Origin of the sequence: Nonomuraea sp. NPDC050022 (assembly GCF_044460705.1) — a bacterium.
Classification (GTDB): domain Bacteria; phylum Actinomycetota; class Actinomycetes; order Streptosporangiales; family Streptosporangiaceae; genus Nonomuraea.
The window spans coordinates 731,753-745,397 of record NZ_JBITKE010000001.1; the positions used below are offsets into that span (position 1 = coordinate 731,753).

Here is a 13,645-nt window from a genome sequence, read left to right on the forward strand (position 1 = left end):
CGCCGGCTGCCCCTGACAGTGGGTCAGAGAGGGAGGCCGCCGGTGGCCGCGGCGGTGGAGCCTGTGTCGCGGTAGGCGGCGATGGTCCGTTCGGCGATGCGCATCTGGTGGATCTCGTCGGCCCCGTCGGCGAACCTGGCCCAGCGGGCGTGCTGGAACATGCTGGCCAACGGGGTGTCGGTTGAGTAGCCGAGTGCGCCGTGCACCTGGATCGCCCGGTCGATGATGCGGTTGAGGCTGTTGGCGACAAAGTGCTTGGCCATCGACACCTCCGTACGGAAGTCCTCGCCCTTGTCGATCTTGTACGCGGCGTGCAGCACCATCAGCTTGCACTGATAAAGCTCCATGGCCGAGTCGGCGATGAGCCACTGCACCCCCTGCTTGTCGGCGAGCACGGAGCCGTGGCTGTATCTGTTGAGCGCGCGGCCGACCATCATGTCGAGCGCCGTCTCCGCCTGCGAGATCCAGCGCATGCAGTGGGCCAGCCGCGCCGGGCCCAGGCGGTATTGGCCGAGGCGGTGGCCGTTGCCCCGCCCGCCGAGCACCTGGTCGTCGGGCACCCGCAGGTCGGTGACGACGATCTCGCTGTGGCCCGTCGAGCCGTGCATGGTCTCGACCTCGCGGATGTCGTTCCAGCCCGGCGAGGGCAGGTCGACGAGGAAGGCCGTGTTGGCGCCCCGCGCCCCTTCGGGCAGGTCGAGTTCGGTCCTGGCGATGAGGATGGCGAAGCCCGCCCGGCGGGCGTTGGAGATGAACCACTTGTGGCCGTTGATCACCCACTCGTCGCCGTCTTTGACCGCCTGGGTGCGGATGAGCGTGGGGTCGGAGCCGGCGACCTCCGGCTCGGTCATCGCGAAGCACGACATCTTGCTCCCCTCAAGCAGAGGACGCAGGTATTTCTCCTTCTGCGCGTCGCTCGCCCAGTGCAGCAGCGTGTGCATGTTGCCCTCGTCGGGCGCCATGCAGTTGAGCACCCACGGCCCGAGCCGGGTCTTGGCCGCCTCCGACTGCACCATGGCCAGCTCGACGTGGCCGAGCCCCATGCCGCCCCACTCCTTCGGCATGTGCGGCAGCCACAGCCCTTCGGCCTTGGCCTTCTCGCGCAGCCGGAAGATCGTCCGGAGGTAGGCGTCGCGGTCGCTCTCCGGCACCTCCTCGACGGCCGGGATGACCGTGCCCTGGATGAAGGCCCGGACCCGGTCGCGGATCTTCTCGTGCTCGGGGGCGAGGGTGAAGTCGATGGCCATGGTGCTCCTTCGGGGGATGTCCGGCCGGCGGATGGGCCGGACGCCGGGTGGTGCCCGGCCAGCGGATGGCCGGACACCGGGTGGTGTCAGGCCAGCAGATGGGTCAGACGCCGAGTGAGGCCGGTGTTGCGGCGGTCGCCGAGCCGGGCGACCGCCAGCTCCAGGGCCTTGCGCTCGCCGACCAGCACCACCCACGACCGGGCCCGCGTGACCAGGGTGTAGAGGAGCCGGCGGCGCAGCATGATGCCGCCGGACTCGGCGACGAGGGGCGCGACCACGAACGGGTATTCGCTGCCCTGTGAGCGGTGCACGCTGATCGCGTAGGCGTGGGTCAGGTCGTCGAGCTCGTCGAAGCCGTAGGTCACCGTCTCGCCGTCGTCGATGGCGATCTCCACGAGCCGCTGCTCCTGGACGATGCCGGTGATCGTGCCCGTCTCGCCGTTGAAGACGCCCTTGTCGTAGTTGTTGCGGATCGGCATGACCCGGTCGCCGACCCGGAAGGCCGAGGCGCCCGACCAGTGCTCGGCCCGTCCTTCCTGGGCGGGGTTGAGCCGCTCCTGGAGCCGGCGGCCGAGCTCGGCGGTGCCCGCCGCGCCCTTGCGCATCGGGCACAGCACCTGCACCTGGCCCGGCTCGACGCCCTGCTTGCGGGGGATCGCCACCGTCGCCAGGTGGACGACCCGCTCGGCGACGGCCTCGGGGTCGTCGAGCTCCTCGAACCAGAAGCCGCCGCCACCCGGGATCCCGGGCAACTGCCCGGCCCGGATGCGGTGGGCGTTGTGGATGATGCCGCTGCCGTCGGCCTGGCGGAAGACATGCGTGAGCCGTACGCGCGGGATCTCCTCGACCCGCAGCAGGTCGGCCAGCACGCTGCCGGGCCCGATGCTGGGCAGCTGATCGCTGTCGCCGACGAGCAGCAGGTGGCTGCCCGACGGGATGGCCGAGGTGAGCCGGGTGGCCAGGTGCAGGTCCAGCATGGACGCCTCGTCGACCACGATCAGGTCAGCCTGCGCGGGCGTCTGGTCGAACAGCGCGTCGGGGTCGGGCTCGTAGGCCAGCATCCGGTGGACGGTCATGGCCGGCAGCCCGGTGAGCTCCGACAGGCGCTTGGCCGCCTTCCCGGTGGGCGCGGCGAGTGTCACCCGGCCGCCCATCGCCCGCGCGGTGGCCGCGATGACCCGCACCGTGTGGCTCTTGCCGCAACCCGGACCGCCGGTGAGGACGGAGACGGTGCTGGTCAGCGCCATGGTCACGGCCGCCCGCTGGTCGTCGTGCAGCTCCGGGTCCTCCTGGAAGCCGCGCATGGGCAGCGTCGAGCGGGCCTGCCAGAGCCTGCCCAGGTGCTCGGCCAGCTTGAGCTCGCGGCTGTGCAGCTCCTTGCCGTAGACCACGATCTGGTCGGCAGTCGCCTCGACGACCACCCGCCGCTCGGCGGTGAGGGCGTCGATCATCGGCCGCACCATGTCCTGATCCTGCTCGACGAGCTCGGCGGTCTGGGTGAGCAGGGCGGTGAGCGACAGGTAGCAGTGGCCGCCCCTGGCGGCGGCCGTCTCCAGCCGGTCGAGCAGCGCCGCCTTGATCCGCTGCGGGCTGTGCTCGGGCACCCCCGACTGGAGGGCGATCTTGTCGGCCGTACCGAACGCGATGCCCCGCACCCGGCCGATGAGCTGGTAGGGGTCGGAGGTGACAAGCTCGGCCGAGTCGCGGCCGAAGACCTGGAAGATCTTGGCCGCGAGCAGCGGGCTGACCCCGAAACCTTGCAGGACCACCATCAGCGCGGCGATCTCCTTCTGCTCCCGCCACGCCTCCAGGATCTGGCCCTGCCGGGCGGGGCCGATGTTGATGACCTCCCTGAGCCGCTCGGGCTCGGTGTCGATGACGGTCAGCGTCGCCTCGCCGAAGTGGCCGACGATGGCCTGGGCGAGCCGCGGGCCGATGCCGCGGATCAGGCCGGAGCCCAGGTAGAGCTGGATGGCCCGGGTGGTGGACGGCACGATCCGCTCGCACGCCGTCACCGTGAAGCGCCTGCCGTGGCGGGGGTGCTCGCCCCACTCGCCGGTGAGCGCGAGCGTCTCGCCCGGCTGTACGCCCGCCAGCGCCCGGCCAGCGGCGACGAAGTTGGGCGTGGTCTCGGCGGTCATCCGGGCAACCGTGTATTCGTCCTCACGGACGTACACGAGCTGCTCGACAGAGGCCTCCACGGCACTGATCCAATCATTCGCGCTTACTGGCCGCGTAGGCACACTAAGTGAGGGGACCGACAGATTACCCGCCGGTCCCGTCGCGATTGATCAGCCTCCGGACTTCCACTGGGCGATGAGCTTGTCGTAGTCCAGCGTCGCCGGCTTGCCGCGCTCGTCGGCCAGCTTCGGCGCGGGGGCGCCGGGCTGGTCCAGCCAGTATTGGGCGTCGCGTTCCGGGTTCAGCTTGGGCGCGCAGTTGCCGCCGCGGCGCTCCAGCCGGGACAGGATGTCGTCCTGCTGCTTGGCCAGGTTGTCCATCGACTGCTGGGCGGTGGTCTCACCGGTGACGGCGGTGGCGACGTTCTGCCACCAGAGCTGGGCGAGCTTCGGGTAGTCGGGGACGTTGGTCCCGGTCGGCGTCCACTGCTTGCGGGCGGGGGAGTTGTAGAACTCGATCAGGCCGCCGTACTTCGCGGAGTTGTCCTTGAAGTAGTCGCTCTTGATGTCGGAGTCGCGGATGAAGGTCAGGCCGGTGATCGACTTCTTCAGCGAGACCGTCTTCGAGGTGACGAACTGGGCGTACAGCCAGGCCGCCGCCCGGCGCTCCTTGGGCGTGTTCTTGAGCAGGGTCCAGGAGCCGGCGTCCTGGTAGCCCAGCTTGTTGCCTTCCTTCCAATAGACGCCATGCGGGCTGGGCGCGATGCGCCACTTCGGCGTCCCGTCGGCGTTGACCACCGGGAGACCCGGCTTGGTCATGTCGGCGGTGAACGTGGTGTACCAGAAGACCTGCTGGGCGATGTTGCCCTGCGCCGGGACCGGGCCGGCCTCGCTGAAGTTCATGCCGGCCGCCTCCTTCGGCGCGTACTTCTTCAGCCAGTCGACGTACTTGGTCAGCGCGTACACCGAGGCGGGCCCGTTGGTGTCGCCGCCGCGGGTCATCGAGGAGCCGACGGGGCGGCAGTTCTCCACCCTGATGCCCCACTCGTCCACCGGCAGGCCGTTGGGGATGCCCGGGTCGCCGTTGCCGGCCATGGACAGCCACGCGTCGGTGAAGCGCCAGCCGAGTGAGGGGTCCTTGCGGCCGTAGTCCATGTGGCCGTAGACCTTCTTGCCGTCGATGGTCCCGTTGCCGTTGACCTTGTTGGTGAAGAAGTCGGCGATGTCCTCGTAGGCCGCCCAGTTGACGGGCACGCCCAGGTCGTAGCCGTAGGCGTCCTTGAACTGCTTCTTGATCGTCGGGTTGGTGAACCAGTCGTAGCGGAACCAGTAGAGGTTGGCGAACTGCTGGTCGGGGAGCTGGTACAGCTTCTTGTCCGGCCCGGTGGTGAAGCTGGTGCCGATGAAGTCGTTCAGGTCGAGGGTGGGCGAGGTGATCGCCTTGCCCTCGCCCGCCATGTAGTCGGAGAGCGGGAAGACGTAGTTGCCCCGGGAGTGAGTGCCGATGAGGTCGGAGTCGTTGACGTAGGCGTCGTAGATGTTCTGGTTGCCCTGGATCTGCGTCTGCAGCTTCTCGATCACGTCACCTTCCTGGATCAGGTCGTGCTTGACCTTGATCCCGGTGATGTCGGTGAACGCCTTGGCGAGCTTCTGCGACTCGTACTCGTGGGTGGTGATCGTCTCGGAGACGACGTTGATCTCCATGCCGCGGTACGGCGCAGCGGCCTTGGTGAACCAGTCCATCTCCGCGAGCTGCTGATCCTTGGACAGGGTGCTCGGCGTGAACTCGCTCGACACCCACTTCTGTGCCGCCGCCTTCCCCTGGGCCTCGGTGAAATCGCTCTTGGGCTTCTGCTCGCCCGCTGAGCACCCGGCCCCCAGTAGGACGAGTACGGCCAGGCCAACGGCCGTGGTCCTGCCTCTTGGACGTCTCATCGCCTCATGCCTCCTTCGGTCAGCCCCAAATCCCGATCACGATGGTCACCAGGAGCGCGCACGCCAGAGCCAGCCACATGGACAGGTCGGTGACGGCGATCCAGCCGGCGAGTACGACGGCCGCGCTGATCAGGCCGATGTACAAGCGGTCGCCACGGTCGGTCTCGATGCGCAGGAAGCCGCGCCGGGCCACCGGGGGCGAGAAGTGGCCCCAGATCGCCATGCCGCACAGCAGCAGCGCCAGGCCGATGAAGACCAGGGCCGTGGGGAGGGTCCACACCATCCACTGCATCGTCAGACCCTTCCAAGAGCGAAGCCATGCATCGTCAGACCCTTCCGAGCGCGAAGCCCTTAGCCACGTAGTTGCGCACGAACCAGATGACGATGGCTCCGGGGATGATGGTCAGCACGCCCGCCGTGGCCAGGAGGCCCCAGTCCACGCCGGCCGCGCTCACCGTCCGCGTCATCGTGGCGGCGATCGGCTTGGCGTTGACCGAGGTGATGGTCCTGGCGATGAGCAGTTCGACCCAGCTGAACATGAAGCAGAAGAAAGCGGTGACGCCCACCGCGGAGCGGATCATCGGCAGGAAGATGCGCAGGAAGAATCGCGGCAGGGAATAGCCGTCGATCGCCGCCGTCTCGTCTATCTCGCGCGGTATCCCCGACATGAATCCTTCGAGGATCCAGACGGCGAGCGGGACGTTGAACAGCATGTGCGCGATGGCCACGCCCAGGTGCGTATCGAACAACCCCACGCTCTGATAAATCTGGAAAAAGGGCAGCAGGAAGACCGCCGGCGGCGCCATGCGATTCGTCAACAACCAGAAGAACAGATGCTTGTCCCCGGCGAACCTGAACCGGGAGAAGGCATAGGCGGCCGGCAGCGCCACGATGAGCGACATCACCGCGTTCAGCGACGTGTAGATGATGGAGTTCAGATAGCTCGAATACCAGACCGGGTCGGTGAAGAAGGTCCGGTAATTGTCGAGCGTGGTCCGCTGCGGAATGAGCGAGAAACTGCCGAGAATGTCCTCGTTCGGGCGGATGGACATGCCGAACATCCACAGCAGCGGCAGCATCAGGGTGGCGGCGTAGAGCCAGAACACCGCCCGCGCCCATGGCAGCTGCCGCCCGGCCCGCCGCGCCACGGCGACCTGTCCCTCGGCCATCGCGGTCACCTCCCTGACCTGGTCAGCACGGTGAAGAAGACGTACGAGACGATCTGTACGACGAGGAAGTACAGCAGCGAGAAGGCGCCCGCCGGCCCGAGGTCGAACTGCCCGACGGCGACCTTCGACAGCAGGATGCTCAGGAACGAGGTGGCGTTGCCCGGCCCGCCGCCCGTCACCACGAACGGCTCGGTGTAGATCATGAAGCTGTCCATGAACCGGAGCAGGATCGCGATCGTCAGCACCCCGCGCAGGCGCGGCAGCTGGATGTGGCGGAAGGTCGCCCAGGCCGAGGCGCCGTCGATCTGCGCGGCCTGGAAGTAGGGGTCGGGGATCGACCGCAGCCCGGCGTAGGCCAGCAGCGCCACCAGCGGGGTCCAGTGCCAGACGTCCATGATCAGGACCGTGATCCAGGCGTCGGTGGAGTCCAGCGTGTAGTTGAAGTCGATGCCCAGGACGTTGTTGATCGTCCAGCCGCCCAGCCCGATGTCGGCGCGGGCGAAGATCTGCCAGATGGTGCCCACCACGTTCCACGGGATGAGCAGCGGCAGCGCGACGATGACCAGGGCCACCGACACCCAGACCCCGCGGCGCGGCATCGCCACCGCGAGCGCCACCCCGAGCGGGATCTCCAGCAGCAGCACCTGGGCCGAGAACAGCAGGGTCCGGACGAACGCGGCGCGGATCTCGGGGTCGCGGGCGACGGATCTGAACCACTCCAGCCCCACGAAGATCCGGTCGTCGGGGCTGAAGATGTCCTGGACGGAGAAGTTGACGACGGTCATCAGCGGGATCACGGCGGTGAAGGCCACCGACACGACGACCGGCAGCACGAGGAGCCAGGCGCGGTTGTTCTTCGGCTTGAGGCTCACCCGGGTGTCGGGCGTGCCGTCCTGTGGGGCGGCACCGGTGACGATCTCGCCGCCCACCTGGCTGCCCGCGACGGTGACGCTCTGCTCGGTCACGATGCGCCCTCTCCGTCGAGTTCGTCGAGCCCGTCGAGCGGTGCGCCCTTTCCATCGAGCCCGTCGAGTGGTGCGATGGACCCGCACCTGACCGAGTCCCTGAACAGGAACGCGCGGTCCGGCGCCAAGTGCAGGAACTGCACGGTGTCCGGCGCGAACCGGGCGTCCGCCTCCGTCTTGGCGATCACCGGGTGGCCACCGGCCTCGACGTGCACGAGGTTGTAGGCGCCCATCCGGTCCACCCCCGTCACCCGTACGGGCAGTCCGGGCGAGGACTCTTCGCCGCCGAGCCGGGCGAACTCCGGCCGCACCCCGATGCGCACCGGCCCCGGCGCCAGCTCGCCCTCCTGGTCGCCGACCGCCTGCCCGACGTCCGTCTCCGCCACCCTGACCACTCCGTCGGCGATCTCGGCGGGCACGACGTTCATGCCGGGCGAGCCGATGAAGTGGCCGACGAACTCGTGGGCGGGCGACAGGAACAGCTCCGTCGGCTCGCCCGCCTGCACGATCGCGCCCTCGTTGAGCACCACCACCTCGTCGGCGAAGGTCAGCGCCTCGGTCTGGTCGTGGGTGACGTAGATGAGCGTGTGGCCGGTGTCGCGGTGGATCTCCTTGAGCTTGCTGCGCAGCGTCCACTTGAGCGCGGGGTCCACGACGGTGAGCGGCTCATCGAGGAGTACGGCGGCCACCTCGGAGCGGACCAGCCCGCGCCCCAGGCTGACGATCTGCTGCCGGCCCGGGTCCAGCCGCCGCGACCGGCGCTTGAGGTGGTCGTCCAGGCCGAGGAGCTGCGAGACCCGGCGTACCCGCTGGTCGATCTCCGCCTTGGGATACTTCCGGTTGCGCAGCGGGAAGGCCAGGTTGTCGTAGACCGACATCTCCTCGTACAGCACCGGGAACTGGAAGACCTGCGCGATGTTGCGGCCCGCCGTCGGCACGTCGGTCACCTCGCGGTCGTCGAAGAAGATCCGCCCCACGGTGGGGGAGAGCAGCCCCGAGATGATGTTCAGCAGCGTCGTCTTGCCGCACCCGCTCGGGCCGAGCAGCGCGTACGCCCGTGAGCTCCGCCAGGTCCACGTCATCGGCCGCAGCGCCCAGGTCCGGCCGCCGTCGTAGCTGTGTCCCACGCCTTCGAGCCGGATGTCAGCCATGCAGGTCGACCTCCGCGGCGGAGGTGGCGAGCAGGCGCCCGCCGGCCTCGTCGAAGACGAAGATGTGCGCCGGGTCCACGTAGGCCATGGCCCGCTCGCCGGGGGTGAAGAGCTGGGGGCCCGGTAGCTGGGCGACCAGGTGCCGCCCGTCGACCAGCTGCAGGTGCAGGAAGGTCGAGCTGCCCGTCACCTCCGCGAGCCTGATCTCCGCCGGGAACTCCAGCACGCCGGCTCCACTCCGTTCGATCGTCACCTGGTGGGGGCGTACCGCGAGCACCACGTTCCGCCCCGAGGCGTGCGCGCCGGGGGAGGGGAACGAGCTGCCCAGGCACTCGATCCGGCCCTCGCGTACGACGCCGGGCAGCAGGTTGAGCGGCGGATCGCTGAGCGTCGCGGCGACGGACAGCGTCGGCGGCTGGGCGTACATGTCCGCCACGTCGCCCACGTCCAGCACCCGGCCCTCGCCCAGGACCACCGTCGGCGAGGCGAAGGTCAGCGCCTCCGCCGGGTCGGCCGTCGAATAGAGGACCACACTCGGCGAGTCGAGGAACATGTTCTTCAGATCGCCCCGCAACTGCTCGCGGAGCTTGAAGTCGAGGTTGGCCAGCGGCTCGTCGAGCAGCAGCACGTCGACCGGCCGGGCCAGCGCGCGGGCGATCGCGGTGCGCTGCTGCTGGCCGCCGGACAGCTCGGCGGGCCTGCGGTCGAGCAGGTCGCCGATGCCCATGATTTCGGCGACCTCGCGCACCCGCCGATCCATGTCTTTCTTGGGAAAGGAGCGCGCCATGCGCAGTGGTGAGGCGATGTTCTCGTAGACCGAGAGCGAGGGATAATTGATGAATTGCTGATAGACGAAGGCGACCGAGCGTTTGCGCACGGAAATAGCCGTTACGTCTTTTCCGTTCACCACGACCCGCCCCGCGTCGGGTGGAAGCAGCCCTCCGACGACCCGCATCAGCGTCGTCTTCCCCGCTGCCATCGGCCCGACGAGCGTGGTCATTCCATTGGATAATTCCAGGTGGATGTCGTGCAGCCAGGTTTCCCCGCGCTGCCGTACGCGGACGCCGTCAAGAACCAGCGCCATGTGCACGAGCCTCCTTGCCGGAGTGCGATCGACTGCCGCGCCGCCCCGAAGCGTGGTCGGTCAAGACCCCTCCATCTAACATCCTTTGCCAGGACGTGCAAAGGGGGAAGTTTCCACCGGTCCACTTATTAGCGAATGGGCATATATTTATCGATGTTTATTTGGCTGCGGTGAACAAGTACGGCCCGCGCGATCGGGCACGAGCCGTACCAGATGTCAGACCTTGCTGATGCGGACGGCGTCCGCGATCACCAGGCCGGTGCCGGAGGTCCACCGGCTGACTCCCACGACGTTGGCGGTGCCCGCCGCGAGGGAGAAGGTGCCCAGGCTCTTCCAGCTGCCGCCGCCGGAGCGTTGGTCCACGTACACCGTCTGGTTGCCGCCGGAGGCGGCCACGATGTACGGCGCGGAGCTGTTGTAGCCGGGATCGTCCGGATACCAGACCTCGACGCGGTAGGTGCCCGCGCTGGGGATGGTCGCCTGGTACCAGGCCGGGTCGCTGGCGGCCACGGGGTCGGCGAACCGGTAGTCAGCGCCGTAGCGCTGGGTGGAGTAGGTGGAGGTGCCCCAGTTCGCGCTGGCGGTGAACTGGCCGGAGGTGGTGTTGTCGACCGTGGTGGTCCACGTCGGGGTGCCGCCACCGGTCACGTAGCTCATGTACGTGGTCCAGTTCCAGTACGGCCCCGGGTCGGTGTGGTCGGAGCCGGGCACCTCGACGTGGCCGATGATGTGGCTGCGGTCCTTCGGGATGCCGTACTTGTCGCAGATGTACTTGGTCAGCGCGGCCGAGGACCGGTACATCGCGTCGGTGAACCACGAGGCCTCACTGACGTAGCCCTCGTGCTCGATGCCGATGGACCTGGTGTTGTACGTCCAGTTGCCGGCGTGCCAGGCGATGTCCTTGTCCCGGACCATCTGGGTGATCGCGCCGTTGGACGACTTGACCACGTAGTGGGCCGAGACCTGGGCGCTGGGGTTCTGGAACCAGGAGATCGTCCCGGCGTAGGAGCCCTGCGTCACGTGGATGATCACCCGGTCGATGGCGTAACTCGACTCGCGGCTGGAAGCGGTGTAGTTGCTGGAGCTGGCGGCCGCCCAGGTGGCGTCCGGGTAGTCGGGGCTGGCCGCCTCGGCGGCGCCGAACGAGCGCGTCTCGGCGTACTGACCGCGGTCGGCCGTCACCTCCTGCGGCGCCACGCGTACGTCCTTGGCCTGGATCCCGAGACCGAGCAGCTCGTAGACGGCGTCGGCGTAGAGGCGGGCGAGCTGGGGCGAGGCGGTGTTGCCGTACTTCGCCACGGCCTCGTACCAGCGGCCGGGGTCCTTCCTGGCGGCCTCGTCGAGGCCGAGCTCGTCGGCGTTGGCGCGCAGCAGCGCGGCGCCGCCGAGGATGTTGGCCGCGGTGTCGGACCGCAGCTTCTTGACCGGCAGCCCCGTGAGCCCGGACGCCTTCTCAAGCGCCTTCGTGGTGGGGTTGCTGACCAGGTGCATCACGCCGTATCCACCGCTGGCGCTGGGCTCGCCGTTGTGGCCGTCGAGGTGGGTCTCGGCGTAGGCGAGCGCCACGAGCAGGTCGCGCGGGACGTCCTGGGCCGCGGCGGCGCGGGCGAAGGCGTCCGAAAGCGGCGTGTTCTTGGCCGCGACAGCGGGCTGGCCGGCGAAGACCAGGAGAGCGGCGAGGACCGTGGAGACGAGAGCCGTTAATCGCTTGGGGGAGAGTGACATGGGAGCTCCCTCGTTAAGGGTCGACGGCTGCACAGTAAGCCGGTTCCTGACAGATGTCGATAATTGACATTACTGAGGAGTTAGAAGAAACTTTCCGCCCGCGCCCGTTTCGTCCGGAGCGCGAAAGTTGGGCCCCCCGATTGGCTGAAGACTATTGCGCTCGGTTCGGGAGAAGATGAAACTTCTTTTCGTGACCACGCACCCCCTGCGCACCATCCTGGCCACGATCACCCTTGTGCTCACCGCTCTCGTGGCACCTGCCACAAGCCCCGCCGCCTCGGCGGCGTGCGTGACCGATCCCGCAACGCCCAAGCGGCAGTTACGGGGCATGTGGGTCTCCTCGGTCGCCAACATCGACTGGCCGAGCAGCGCGGGGCTGAGCGTGGCGGCCCAGCAGGCGGAGTTCAGGGCGTGGCTGGACCTGGCCGTGTCCAAGCGGATGAACGCCGTGTTCGTGCAGGTCAGGCCGACGGCGGACGCGTTCTGGCCCTCGTCGTACGAGCCGTGGTCACAGTGGCTCACCGGCACCCAGGGCAAGGATCCGGGCTACGACCCGATGGCCTTCATGGTCGCCGAGGCGCACGCCCGCAACCTGGAGTTCCACGCCTGGTTCAACCCGTACCGGATCTCCAACGACGACGACCCGAGCAAGCTGGTCGCCACCCATCCGGCACGTCAGCATCCAAGCTGGCGATTCGCCTATGGCGGCAAGCTCCTCTACAACCCCGGCATCCCGGAGGTCCGCGACTTCATCGAGGACGCCATCATGGACGCCGTCACCCGCTACGACCTCGACGGCGTGCATCTCGACGACTACTTCTACCCCTATCCGGTCAGCGGCCAGAGCATCCCGGACGCCGCGACGTACGCCCAGTACGGCGGCGGGTTCAGCAACATCGCCGACTGGCGGCGCGACAACGTCAACCTGCTGGTGCGTGAGCTGGACCAGCGCATCCACGCCGCCAAGTCCTGGGTCGCCTTCGGCATCAGCCCGTTCGGCATCTGGCGCAACGCCGCCACCGACCCGCTCGGGTCGAGCACCTCGGGCCTGCAGTCCTACGACGCGATCTACGCCGACAGCAGGCTCTGGGTCAAGCAGGGCTGGGTCGACTACCTCGCGCCGCAGATCTACTGGCACATCGGAAACAGCGCCGCCGACTACGCGAAGCTGACCGCCTGGTGGTCGGGTGTCGTGAAGGGCACCGGCGTCCAGCTGGTCGTCGGCCAGGCCGCCTACCGCGCGGGCGCCAGCGGCCAGGACGCGGCCTGGCAGGATCCCGCCGAGCTCAGCGACCACCTCTACGACAACAGGAAGCACCCCGAGGTGGCCGGCGACATCTACTTCAGCGCCAAGGACGTCAAGGCGAACCGGATCGGCGCCATCGCCGCGCTGGTCAACGCCCACTACGCCAAGCCCGCCCTGCTGCCCGCCCGCGGCACCGCCGCCGCACCGGCGGCCCCCACCAGCGCGGCGGCGACCAGGGGCTCGGGCGGCGTGGCGCTCTCGTGGCAGGGCGGCGGCGCCACGGCCTACGCGATCTACCGGGTCGACGGCTCCCAACCGGCGGCCGATCCGTGCGCGTACGCCGACGCCCGCAACCTGCTCGGCACGACCAGGAAGACCACCTTCACCGACGCCACGGCGACGGCCACCGGCGGCTACACCTACTACGTCACCGCGCTGAACCGGACGCACCAGGAGAGCGCGCCGAGCGCGGGCGCGGTGGTGACGGGCACGGCGGCCTTCAGCGTCGTGGTCGACAACGCAGGCGCCGGGTTCGCCGCGAGCTCCTCCTGGGGCACCTCGTCGTTCTCGGCGCAGCTCTACGGCGCCGACTACCGCTTCGCCGACCCCGTCGCGGCCAGCGACCCGGCGTGGTTCAAGGCGGCCATCCCGAGTGCCGGGAGTTACCGGGTGGAGGTCTGGTACGCCGCCAACGCGGGCTACAACAGCGCCACGCCGTATCTCGTGGCGGCGTCGGGCGGGAACCAGACCGTGGTCGTGGACCAGCGCTCGGGTGGCGGGCAGTGGCGGATCCTCGGCACCTACACCCTCGACGCGGGCACCTACAACGTGGTCGGGGTGAGCCGCTGGACCTCCACGACCGGGTACGTCATCGCGGACGCCGTGCGCGTCACCAAGGTCACTTCGTGAATGCTGCGCGTGGGCGTCGACCGTAACGACATTCGGACGTCGTCGATCAGCGGGATCGGGCAGGCGCCGGGGGAGAGTTCCACACCACCGTCAA

Annotated in this window: 10 protein-coding genes; 1 reads left to right on the forward strand and 9 read right to left on the reverse strand. The window is 68.7% G+C overall.

What is annotated here, in order from left to right; translation table 11 throughout:
- Positions 1-23: 23 nt before the first annotated feature.
- The 9 genes from ACIBO2_RS03295 to ACIBO2_RS03335 form a co-directional block, all read right to left on the reverse strand.
- The gene (locus ACIBO2_RS03295; RefSeq protein ID WP_397295109.1) at positions 24-1,247 is read right to left on the reverse strand and encodes an acyl-CoA dehydrogenase family protein; all 1,224 of its coding nucleotides are present in this window, start codon (positions 1,245-1,247) and stop codon (positions 24-26) included.
- A gap of 86 nt (positions 1,248-1,333) precedes the next feature.
- Positions 1,334-3,448 carry an ATP-dependent RecD-like DNA helicase gene (locus ACIBO2_RS03300; RefSeq protein WP_397295111.1) on the reverse strand — a complete coding sequence of 705 codons (2,115 nt, stop codon included), beginning with the start codon at positions 3,446-3,448 and terminating at the stop codon, positions 1,334-1,336.
- A 90-nt stretch (positions 3,449-3,538) separates the two neighbouring features.
- A complete protein-coding gene (locus ACIBO2_RS03305; RefSeq protein WP_358536345.1) occupies positions 3,539-5,302 on the reverse strand; it encodes an ABC transporter substrate-binding protein in 1,764 nt (587 codons plus the stop codon).
- A gap of 19 nt (positions 5,303-5,321) precedes the next feature.
- Positions 5,322-5,585, reverse strand: a complete 264-nt coding sequence (locus ACIBO2_RS03310; protein ID WP_358316370.1) for a DUF2160 family membrane protein — start codon at positions 5,583-5,585, stop codon at positions 5,322-5,324.
- 43 nt (positions 5,586-5,628) lie between these two features.
- The gene (locus tag ACIBO2_RS03315; protein WP_357647321.1) at positions 5,629-6,381 is read right to left on the reverse strand and encodes a carbohydrate ABC transporter permease; all 753 of its coding nucleotides are present in this window, start codon (positions 6,379-6,381) and stop codon (positions 5,629-5,631) included.
- A 95-nt stretch (positions 6,382-6,476) separates the two neighbouring features.
- A complete protein-coding gene (locus ACIBO2_RS03320; RefSeq protein WP_357941954.1) occupies positions 6,477-7,436 on the reverse strand; it encodes a sugar ABC transporter permease in 960 nt (319 codons plus the stop codon).
- Complete coding sequence (locus ACIBO2_RS03325) at positions 7,433-8,587, reverse strand: ABC transporter ATP-binding protein (protein WP_358536348.1); 1,155 nt, start codon at positions 8,585-8,587, stop codon at positions 7,433-7,435. Before ACIBO2_RS03325 ends, ACIBO2_RS03320 begins: the two co-directional genes overlap by 4 nt.
- The gene (locus ACIBO2_RS03330; RefSeq protein ID WP_397295114.1) at positions 8,580-9,671 is read right to left on the reverse strand and encodes an ABC transporter ATP-binding protein; all 1,092 of its coding nucleotides are present in this window, start codon (positions 9,669-9,671) and stop codon (positions 8,580-8,582) included. The genes ACIBO2_RS03325 and ACIBO2_RS03330 overlap by 8 nt, the downstream gene beginning before the upstream one ends.
- 216 nt (positions 9,672-9,887) lie before the next feature.
- Positions 9,888-11,396, reverse strand: coding sequence for an N-acetylmuramoyl-L-alanine amidase (locus ACIBO2_RS03335; RefSeq protein WP_358536353.1), 1,509 nt, complete (start codon positions 11,394-11,396; stop codon positions 9,888-9,890).
- A 190-nt stretch (positions 11,397-11,586) separates the two neighbouring features.
- On the opposite strand from ACIBO2_RS03335, the gene ACIBO2_RS03340 reads away from it, so the two are divergent.
- Complete coding sequence (locus tag ACIBO2_RS03340) at positions 11,587-13,551, forward strand: family 10 glycosylhydrolase (RefSeq protein WP_397295117.1); 1,965 nt, start codon at positions 11,587-11,589, stop codon at positions 13,549-13,551.
- The last annotated feature ends 94 nt before the right edge of the window (positions 13,552-13,645 follow it).